This is a genomic window from Thermoflexus sp., from assembly GCF_025055495.1.
Classification (GTDB): Bacteria; Chloroflexota; Anaerolineae; order Thermoflexales; family Thermoflexaceae; genus Thermoflexus.
Genome location: NZ_JANWXB010000133.1, coordinates 1 through 7,820, shown reverse-complemented (window position 1 = coordinate 7,820; position 7,820 = coordinate 1). Strand labels below are relative to the sequence as shown.

The following is a 7,820-nucleotide window of genomic DNA, read 5'->3' as shown; positions in this document are numbered from 1 at the left end:
GGGGGGGGGCCGGGGCCCACCCGCCCCCCCGGCTCCCCCCAAAGCCCTTAGAAGAAAGCGAACGGCGCAACTTCTGCGATTCTTCGTGGAGTTCAGCCCCACTCCCAAACGCCCGAAGATGAGAGGGGATTAGCCCCCCTCCCAGCGCCGGATCACCAGCACGCTGTTGTGGCCGCCGAAGCCGAAGGCGTTGGTCACCGCGATGCGAACGTCCTTCCGCCGGGCGACGTTCGGCACGTAGTCGAGATCACATTCCGGATCCGGGCTTCGCAGGTTGATCGTGGGCGGGAGGATCCCCTCGCGGATGGCCATCACGCAGAAGATGGCCTCCAGCGCACCGGTGGCCCCAATCATGTGGCCGGTCATCGATTTGGTGGCGCTGACGGGGATCTCATACGCTCGCTCGCCGAACACCGTTTTGATGGCCATCGTCTCCGTCTTATCGTTGAGCGGGGTCCCGGTCCCGTGGGCGTTGATGTAGTCCACCTCCTCCGGGCGGATCCCGGCCTTGCGGAGGGCCTTGGCCATCGCCCGCGCCGCTCCTGCCCCATTTTCATCCGGGGCGATGGGATGATAGGCGTCGGAGGTCGCCCCGTAGCCGATGATCTCCGCCAGGGGCTCGGCCCCGCGGGCCAGGGCGAACTCCAGATCCTCCAGCACCATGATCGCCGCTCCTTCTCCCATCACGGTGCCGTCCCGATCCTTATCGAACGGCCGGCAGGCGCCCGCCGGGTCGTCGTTCCGCCGGGACATCGCCCCGATGCGATCGAAGGCCGCAATGCCGACGAAAGTGATGCTGGCCTCGGCACCCCCCGCGATGCACACCCGGCAATCCCCGCTGCGGATCAGCTCGTAGGCGATGCCGATCGCATCGGCCCCCGCCGCACAGGCGGAGACCGTGGCGAAGTTCGGGCCCCGGGCGCCCAGCTCGATAGCGATCTGCGCAGAAGCCCCATCCGTGATCACCATGGGGATCACGAAGGGATGGAGCAGGCGGGGGCTCTTGTGGAGCGCTGTTTCCACCCCCTCTGCGAAGGTCTGAGCGCCGCCGATGGCGGAGCCGATGATCACCCCCACCTCGTCGGCGATGGAATCCGTGATATGGAGGTTCGCCTGGCGCACCGCCTCCCGAGTAGCGGCGACGGCGAACTGCTCGAAGCGATCCCGCCGCCGCGCCTCCCGGGCGTCCATGTAATTCAGCGGATCGAACCCTTTCACCTCGGCAGCAATGCGAACGTTCAGGGAGGAAGCATCGAAGAGGGTAATGGGGCCTACCCCGGAGCGCCCGGCGATAGCGTTCGCCCAGGTGGTGGGCACATCGAGGCCGAGTGGAGTGATGGCCCCCATGCCGGTGATCACCACACGACGTGGCTGCATCCAAGCCTCCTCGCTGAAAAGTCAGGTGTGCCTTCCATCAACCCACCCGGGTCACATATTCCCCGGTCCGCGTATCCACCCGGATGATGTCCCCCGTGTTGACGAAGAGAGGAACCCGGACCCGATAACCGGTTTCCACTACCACCCACTTATCCGCTCCGGAAGCCGTATCCCCCTTCACCCCCGGCTCGGCCTCCACCACCTGCAAGTCAACGGTCACCGGCAGCTCCACCCCCAGGGGCTCGCCCTCATACTCCCGCAGGATCAGCGTGATCCCCTCCTTCAGGAAGTTCACGGCCTCCCCCAAACGCTCCACCGGGACCGGGATCTGCTCATAGGTCCGGGTATCCATCATATAGTAAAGGTCACCGTCCCGATATAGGAACTGGACTTCCCGGTTCTCCACCCGGATGTCCTGCACCCGGTCGCCGGAGAGAAACGTCTTATCAATGATGGCGCCAGTGCGCAGGTTGCGCAGTTTGGTGCGGATGAAGGCGTTCCCCCGGCCAGGCTTGTGATGCTGATACTCCAGGACCTCATAGATCTGACCATCCAGGATGAACGTGGTTCCCTTCCGCAGGTCATTCACATCGATCATCGGTCCGTCCTCCCCACTGAGGATCAGCAGACAGTTTAGCGTCCCGCCTGGGCTTTCTGTAGAGGTGAAGCCCATCCCTCTCCCTGGGCCCCTTCAGGGCGCGGGGAGAGGGGAAATTTGCATATTTGAGGGCGGGCGGAACCGCCCTCAAACCCTTGGATAAGGGAAACATGACGAGGTCTACGAACTCCGATTCTCTAAAACCACTAATCCCGCAATGGCATGGACTTCCGATCCGAAGGGCATTATAAAAAAGAGAAAGAAGCCCGTCAAAGGGCGTGGGGGTCAATCTGAGCTTGAGGTGGCGATGCAGGCCCCTTTCCCCTCCCTATGGCCCTTTGGGCCGTGAGGGGAGAAGAACGATCTTTTTGGGAGTCAGGTCGGGAGCCTTCGGCCCCCGGTTCAGCCCTCTAAACCCTCAAAACATAAAGCAACAGAGCACTAATTGCTTTGGGGTTTTCGAGGGGAGGGGCCATGGCCTTCCGGGCTGGCTTCGGTTCCTCAAACCCCCAGTTTGTAACTGGACAAAGCACTAATGCTTTGTCCATCTCGGATTTGGGGGGATTGGGGGCGGGGCTGGGGCCAAAGGTCCTCGCCCCCAGAAGACTTCCCGGGGAAGCGAACGGCGTAACTCCCAACTGGTCAAAGCACGAGAGATCGGGCGATCATCCGCCGAATACGTGCAGGTCCTGTCAGAGAGGAGGTTCATGCGATGCCTGAATTCTTCACCGTGCTGCCACCCGAGGAGGCCCTAAAGCAGCTGCGCGCGCAGCTTTCCCCATTGCCCCCGGAAACCGTGCCACTGGCCCAGGCCCTGGGACGAGCCCTGGCCCGGCCGATCTTCGCCCCGGAATCCCTTCCCGCATTCCCTCGCAGCACCGTCGATGGCTATGCCGTGCGGGCGGCGGACACCTTCGGGGCTACCGAAAGCCTCCCCGCTTACCTGCGCCTGGTAGGCGAAGTCCTGATGGGCCAAGCCCCCGCGCTGGCCATCGGCCCCGGCGAAGCCGCCGTGATTCACACCGGTGGGATGCTTCCGGAAGGGGCGGATGCCGTGGTGATGCTGGAGCGGACCCAGCGGCTGGACGCGGAAACCATCGAGGTGCTGCGGCCGGTAGCCCCGGGGGAGAACGTGATCGGGATCGGCGAGGACATCGCCGCGGGGGCAATGGCCTTCCCAGCCGGTCATCGCCTCCGCCCCCAGGACCTGGGGGCGCTGGCCGCGCTGGGGATCGTGGAGGTCCCGGTGGTCCGTGCGCCTCGGGTGGCCATCCTGGGCAGCGGGGATGAGATCGTTCCCCCTGACCAGATCCCTCGGCCCGGACAGGTTCGAGATGTCAACACCTTTTCGTTGATGGGTCTGATCCGCCACCATGGCGGAGAACCCATCCCCCGGGGGATCGCGCCGGACCATCTGGAGATCCTGGAAGGGATGGCCCGGGAAGCCTTCGAGGCCGCGGACGTGCTGGTGTTCACGGCCGGCAGCTCCGTCAGCACCCGGGATCTCACCGCCATGGTGATCGAGCGCCTGGGCCCGCCGGGGATCCTGGCCCACGGGCTGGCGATTCGGCCTGGGAAACCGACGCTTGTCGCCTTCTGCCGCGGGAAACCGGTCCTGGGGCTGCCGGGCAACCCGGTCTCCGCCTTCGTCGTCGCCCGCATGCTCCTGGTCCCCCTGCTTTACTACCTGCAGGGCCTGGAGCCGCCTGCCCCGGTCCTTCAGCCCGCCCGTCTCACCCATAACATCCCCTCCGCCCCCGGGCGCATCGACTGGGTGCCGGTGCGATTGATCCATCGGGAGGGGACATGGTGGGCGGAGCCGTTGTTCGGCAAAAGCAATATGATCTTCACCTTGGCCCGCTCGGACGGCTTGGTGATGGTCCCCCTGGATCTCAACGGCCTTCAGGCCGGGGATGGGGTGGAGGTCTGGCGGTGGGAATAAATCCGCGCTGCACATTCCGGTGAGGGAGTTTCTTCAGAGGGGCGGGGCCGCCCCATCCCGCCTCGCCTCCCCTGAAGCATTTCGTTAGCCGAGCTCTCCCAGGGGCTCGAACCATGCCATGAAGTGGCGCAGAAGCTTCGGCGCCCGGACGATCCGGAACCCCCGGATCTGCTCCCGGCGCGCATACACCCGAGCGCATACCTCTGCCACATAATCCAGATGGCTTTGGGTGTAAACCCGCCGGGGGATCGCCAGCCGCACCAGTTCCAGAGGGGGATACATCATCTGCCCGGTTTGCGGATCCTCCCGAGCCAGCATCACGCTCCCGATCTCCGCCCCCCGAACTCCTCCCTCCAGATACAGGTGAACCGCCAGGGCATGGCCCGGGTATTCGGATTGGGGGATGTGGGGGAGAAACCGGCCGGCGTCTAAATACACGGCGTGCCCCCCGGGAGGCACCACAATCGGGATCCCGGCCTGCTGGAGGGATTCGGCCAGATAGCGCACCTGGGCGATCCGGTAGGCCAGGTAATCCTCCTCCAGCGCCTCCTGCAACCCCACCGCGATGGCCTCCAGGTCCCGCCCTGCCAGTCCTCCATAGGTGGGGAATCCTTCCCGGAGCACCAGCTGCGCGCACAGGGCCTCGTAGAGCTCAGGATCCTTGAGGGCAATGAACCCACCGATGTTCGCCAGCCCGTCCTTCTTGGCGCTCATCAGACATCCATCCGCGTATCCGAAGAGCTCCCGGGCGATCTCCTTCACCGATCGATCGGCGTAGCCCGGCTCGCGCAGCTTGATGAAGTAGACGTTCTCCGCATACCGGGCCACATCCAGGTAAAGCCTCTTCCCATACCGGTGAGCGATCGCCGCCACCGTGCGCACGTTCTCCATGGAGACTGGCTGCCCGCCCACCGTGTTGTTGGTCAGCGTCAGCATCACGAAGGGGATGTTTTCGGGTCCGATCTGTTCGAAGAATGCCTCCAGCTTCGCCGGATCCATGTTCCCTTTGAAAGGATGTTCCAGCGTGGGATCATAAGCTTCGTCGATGACCAGATCGACCGGCTCAGCGGGCCGGGCCAAGAGGTTCGCCCGGGTGGTGTCAAAGTGATTGTTGCTGGGGACCCGCTGGCCGGGCCGCACAGCGACCGCGAAGAAGATGTGCTCCGCGGCGCGGCCCTGATGCACGGGCACCACGTAAGGGTAGCCGGTGATTTCCCGAATCGCCTCCTGGAACCGATAGAAACTCCGGGCGCCGGCGTAGGATTCATCACCCTGCATCATCGCTGCCCACTGGCGATCGCTCATCGCCCCCGTCCCGGAATCTGTGAGCAGATCGATGAACACATCCTCCGCCCGCAGGCGGAAGGGGTTGTAGCCTGCCTCCTGGAGGCGCTGGCGCCGTTCCTCCCGTGAGAGTTGTCGCAACGGCTCCACCACCTTGATCCGAAACGGTTCCGGCGGATGGATCGGCATGGAGGGTTCCTCCGGATCGGTTTACCGTCCTCCTCTGTAGGGCGAATGCTCATTCCCCCCTCTCCTGGGACACAATGGCGATCCCGGTGAGGATCAGGCCGCCCCCCAGGATCTTGATCCACGTGGGCACCTCTTGCAGGATCACATAGGCCAGGATCGTCGAGCCGATGGGCTCCCCCAGGGTGGTCACGGTGACCACCGCGGTGGGCAGGTAGCGCAGGGCCCAGTTGAAGGAGGAGTGCCCGATCAGCTGCGGAAAGATCGCCACCAGGGTCATCCAGAGATAAATCTGAGGCGGATAGCCAAGGATCGGAAGCCTGGATCCGGCCACGATCAGCAGGCAGACCAGCGCGGCGGACCCGTAGACGAAGCTGATATAGACCGGCAGGGAGAACCGGCTGCGCACCCGACGGCCGATCATGAAATAGCCCGCCACCATGATCGCCCCAATGAGGGCCAGGAGGTTGCCGACCATGGGGAGACGACCGCCCCCCTCCAGCGTGCAGCGCAACGGCGGCCACGAACACGCGTCGCTGAAACCCACCACCGCGCTTCCTACCAGGGCGATGAGGATCCCCAGGATCACCCGGGAAGTGATGGCTTCTCGCAGGAAAACCGGCGCCGCGATGGCGACGAAAACCGGCGAGAGAGAGACCAACACGACCGAACTGGCCACCGTGGTGTATTCCAGCGAGGTGATCCAGGTCACAAAATGGAAGGCCAAAAAGACCCCCGACAGCGCCATCCAGAACAGATCTCGACGGCTCACCTGCGCCAGCTCCTGGCGATAACGCAGGAAGGCCACCGGGAGGATCAGCAAAGTGGCCAGGGTCAGGCGATAGGCGGCGATGACCAGGGAGGAAGCTTCCCGTTGGGCGAAACGAATGAAAATCGAAGACATGGAAACGGCCAGGAGGCCGATGAACAGGACCAGATAAGGGGGAACCGGTGGTTTCTCCGGGTTGCGCACGCTGCCCGCCTCCGCGTCAGGATGGTAACTGTTCGCCAGCTCAGGCTTTTGGCCCGCCCCATCGTTTTCCCTTTGGGATTTCATGCGCATGGCGTGCTGCCCTTGTCCTTGCCCGCGAAAAAAGGAACCTGCTCCTTTCGAGCCTTTGACAGGTCCAATCTACGGTTGACCAAGCGTTTTGGGTCGGCAAGCTGCCGAAGGCGGCCCGCCCGCCCAACAACTCGTTTTTTCTCCCGCTTCCCGCCTGTATCCCCATCCACCCGCGCAGTGATTCCGGTATAATTCGATTGAACGCTTCTGACAAATTGCCTGAGCAGCGGATCCGGATCTCCCCACCGCAGGCTCATCGCCATCCCGAATAGAGCGCGACCGAGGGCGGAGTTCGATGGGGATGGAAGAGCGGACCATTTCGGAACCGGGCAAGGGACATGAAGAAAGCCTGGAGCGCGCGCCGCGGCGGGACGGAAACCTGGGGGGTCCCTCCCCTTACCCCCTGTCCCGAGGGGAAGCGGAGGCGCTGGCCAGGCGGGCGGCCCAGGCGCTGGGGATCCGCCCTACCCCCACCCCTCATCCCCGGTTGATCCTGATGGTGGGCCTGCCCGGGACCGGGAAATCCACCCTGGCCCGCCGGCTGGCTACCTTGCTCCCAGCCCCCATTGTGGAGTCCGATCGGGTGCGACGGATCCTGTTCAAATGGCCCCGGCATACGCTGAACGAAAGCCGGCGTGTCCATCAGGTGTGCCGGACGCTCATTGAGCAACTTCTACGCCAGGGCTCCTCGGTGATCTTCGATGCCACAAACCTGATCGAAGCCCACCGCGCCCTGATCTACCAGATTGCAGACCGTCTTCGGATCCCTCTGGTGATTCTCTTCGTCACCGCCCCACCTGAGGTGGTGCGGGATCGCCTGGAGGGACGCAGCCGCCAGCCTCATCCTGAGGATGCCAGCGAGGCCACCTGGCCGGTTTACGAACGGATGCGGCGCTATATGGAGCCCATCGGGCGGCCCTATCTCGAGGTGGATACTTCCCAGGATCTGGAGGCCCTGCTTCCCCAGCTTATAAAAGCGATTTATCAGGCCACCTGCTCCAGGATGGAATCCCCTCATCCATAGTGGGATCGGGCGCTTTCCTCGCTCGACCCGATCTCTGGAACTCCGCTCAAACTTTCAGTAGCCATAACTGTTACGCCGTTTGCTTCGCCCAGGGTCAGGTGGGCGGTGCGGGGGGCCTTCCGCCCTCCGACCCCCCCCAACGATTTTTCCTCCCCCCTCCCCACGGCCCTCTGGGCGGTGGGGAGGGGGGAGAAACGGGGGGAGGGGCCATTCCCTTCCGAACTGGCTTCAGTTCCCCCAATCTCCGGTTCATCACCGGACAAAGCACGAGGCCCAAGGGTGGGCAGGGGTTGGGGATAGTAGAGGGAGAGGTAATCAAACCCTTTCCAGCCATCGAGGGGTTCGC

6 protein-coding genes are annotated in these 7,820 nt (G+C 64.0%); 2 read left to right on the top strand and 4 right to left on the bottom strand.

Going from position 1 to position 7,820, the window contains the following annotated elements:
* Positions 1-129: 129 nt before the first annotated feature.
* Both fabF and efp read right to left on the bottom strand, forming a co-directional pair.
* The gene (gene fabF / locus NZM16_RS04660; RefSeq protein ID WP_295451359.1) at positions 130-1,377 is read right to left on the bottom strand and encodes a beta-ketoacyl-ACP synthase II; all 1,248 of its coding nucleotides are present in this window, start codon (positions 1,375-1,377) and stop codon (positions 130-132) included.
* Positions 1,378-1,414: 37 nt separating this feature from the next.
* Positions 1,415-1,975: an elongation factor P gene (gene efp, locus NZM16_RS04655; RefSeq protein WP_295451356.1), complete on the bottom strand. Its 561-nt coding sequence runs from the start codon at positions 1,973-1,975 to the stop codon at positions 1,415-1,417.
* Between the two features lie 712 nt (positions 1,976-2,687).
* On the opposite strand from efp, the gene glp reads away from it, so the two are divergent.
* Positions 2,688-3,917 carry a gephyrin-like molybdotransferase Glp gene (gene glp, locus NZM16_RS04650; RefSeq protein WP_295451353.1) on the top strand — a complete coding sequence of 410 codons (1,230 nt, stop codon included), beginning with the start codon at positions 2,688-2,690 and terminating at the stop codon, positions 3,915-3,917.
* A gap of 84 nt (positions 3,918-4,001) precedes the next feature.
* Here glp and NZM16_RS04645 read toward each other — a convergent pair whose 3' ends face one another.
* Positions 4,002-5,390 (bottom strand): tryptophanase, encoded by a 1,389-nt coding sequence (locus NZM16_RS04645; RefSeq protein ID WP_295451350.1) that lies wholly within the window; start codon positions 5,388-5,390, stop codon positions 4,002-4,004.
* A 49-nt stretch (positions 5,391-5,439) separates the two neighbouring features.
* The gene (locus tag NZM16_RS04640) at positions 5,440-6,360 is read right to left on the bottom strand and encodes a DMT family transporter (RefSeq protein WP_295451347.1); all 921 of its coding nucleotides are present in this window, start codon (positions 6,358-6,360) and stop codon (positions 5,440-5,442) included.
* A gap of 391 nt (positions 6,361-6,751) precedes the next feature.
* Here NZM16_RS04640 and NZM16_RS04635 point away from each other — a divergent pair, with 391 nt between their 5' ends.
* Entirely contained in the window at positions 6,752-7,474 is a 723-nt protein-coding gene (locus NZM16_RS04635) for an ATP-binding protein (RefSeq protein ID WP_295451345.1), read from the top strand.
* The last annotated feature ends 346 nt before the right edge of the window (positions 7,475-7,820 follow it).